Annotated in this window: 2 protein-coding genes; one reads left to right on the plus strand and one right to left on the minus strand. The window is 45.2% G+C overall.

Translation table 11 applies throughout. The annotated features are described in order from the left end of the window. The coding region (locus tag R7040_RS24395; protein ID WP_318097250.1) for an ATP-dependent DNA helicase at nucleotides 1-695 on the minus strand (695 nt) is incomplete at its 3' end. 217 nt (nucleotides 696-912) lie between these two features. Here R7040_RS24395 and R7040_RS24400 point away from each other — a divergent pair. Then, a partial coding sequence (locus tag R7040_RS24400) for a formyltransferase family protein (RefSeq protein ID WP_318097251.1) occupies nucleotides 913-1,458 on the plus strand: 546 nt, incomplete at its 3' end.

The raw sequence follows: 1,458 nt of genomic DNA on the forward strand, positions 1-1,458 counted from the left end.
TGATGAGCTTCGTCGAAAATAAAGACATCGGCTTCTGGGATCAACTCACCAAAACCTGTCTCTTTGATGGCTAAATCCGCGAGAAACAAGTGATGGTTCACCACGACGATGTCAGAATCCATTGCACGTTTACGAGCTTTCAAGACAAAGCAATCAGTATAACTGGGACACTCTTTCCCCAAACAGTTATCGTTTGTCGAGGTAATCGTTGGGATGATCATGCTGTCTTCAGGCAAATCTTCACAATCACCTAAGTCACCGGTTTTTGTCTCTGAGGACCAAGACCTCACCTTCACCAATTGAGTCAACAATGTTGGGTCGGATTCGTTGGTGTGGCTTTCTACCATCTGGCGACTTAAGCGATCCAAACATAAATAGTTGGAACGCCCTTTCAATAACGCCACTTGACCATAAAAACCGAGCGCATTGACCATCAGCGGTAGGTCACGATGGTACAACTGCTCTTGCAAGTTTTTCGAGCCAGTACTGATGATGACTTTCTTGCCACTCAACAGCGCTGGAACAAGATAGGCAAATGTTTTACCGGTACCAGTTCCGGCCTCTACCACCAACTGACTTTGTTCTTTGATCGCACTACTGACGGCTTCAGCCATGTCTATTTGTGGCTGACGAGCCTGAAAACCCGGAATCGCTTTACCTAAAGCGCCATCAGAGGAAAATGTTTTTGCGATCATGCCTGACATCTGGTTAGAAAAATTGTCGTGAGTATATCAGACGTTTGGGAGAGACATCAGCCCGTAAGATGGCCAGCGTACGGCCCAATACAGATAATTTGTTGAAACCATGGCAAGAATAGATTATTTATGAAGTCAGATTGCTGTACGGTTGACCCTTTTGGGGAAAACACATATTTCGTACGCTAGAAAAATAATGCATGGAAGTATCTGATTTATGGAAAAGAAAACACTGTTGACCCATTGTTCTGACGCACCGGGTTTGATCTCTAAAATTACTAATATCTGTTACAAACATCAGCTCAACATCGTTCATAATAACGAATTTGTTGATAACACCAGTGGGCACTTTTTCATGCGAACGGAGTTGGAGGGGTACTTCAACGACCAAACGTTTCTTGCCGATTTAGACCAAGCTCTACCACAAGGTGCAAAACGCACTCTCATTGGCTCTCGCCGTAAACGCATCGTGATTCTCGTAACGAAAGAAGCACACTGTTTAGGTGATATTCTGATGAAAAATTACGATGGCAGCCTCGATGTCGAGATCGCTGCCGTGGTTGGTAACTACGACAAACTGCAAACCCTGACCGAGCGTTTTGATATTCCATACCATTGTGTGTCGCACGAAGGGTTAAGCCGCGAAGAGCATGAACAGAAGATGCTGGAAGTGGTTGACCGTTACCAGCCGCATTATCTGGTGCTGGCAAAGTATATGCGCGTCCTGACCCCAGCTTTTGTCGAGAAATACCACCACAAGATC

This window comes from Vibrio sp. 1069 (assembly GCF_033340555.1).